The organism is Streptosporangium carneum (assembly GCF_027922005.1).
Taxonomy (GTDB): Bacteria; Actinomycetota; Actinomycetes; order Streptosporangiales; family Streptosporangiaceae; genus Streptosporangium; species Streptosporangium carneum.
In genome coordinates, this window is record NZ_BSEV01000145.1 from 1 (window position 1) to 545 (window position 545).

The 545-nt window shown below is 66.1% G+C and carries 1 protein-coding gene; it reads left to right on the forward strand.

Annotated features, from left to right (window positions below):
• Positions 1–85 precede the first annotated feature (85 nt).
• On the forward strand, positions 86–545 hold a 460-nt coding region (locus tag PKF00_RS45040; protein WP_369011208.1), incomplete at its 3' end, for a hypothetical protein.

Consider the following 545-nt stretch of genomic DNA (forward strand, 5'->3'; position numbering starts at 1 on the left):
GGCCCTGCGGCCCGTCCTGCTCGATAGCGGCCTCGACGAGGCACTGAAATGGGCCAAGCCCTGCTATGCTCATGCCGGCGAGAACATCGCCATCATGCAGCCGATGAAGGACTTCCTGGCGCTGATGTTCTTCAAGGGCGCGCTGGTTGACGATCCGGACGGCATCCTGCGCGAACAGGGCCCCAATTCGCGCGCGGCAAAGCGCCTGGAATTCACCGGTGTCGAGGCGATCCGGGCGGCAGAACCGCAATTGCGGGCGCTTGTCGCATCCGCGATCGCTGTCGAGGCATCCGGCGCGAAACTGCCGCCCCGGGTCGAACAGGTCGCCATCCAGCGGAATGTCGAAGGTGCACAGGAGCTGCATGATGCGCTCGCCGATCCGCCCTTCCCGCCAGGACCGGGCGGTGCCGCGCACAATGGCCGAGCCATCGGACACCATCGCCTCGGCATAGCGGGCCGGATCGGGGATGTTCTGGGCATAGCCTTGCGGAGCCTCGGAGATCGAGGAGGCGCCGAAGCCGATCAGGATGTCATAGGGATCGACG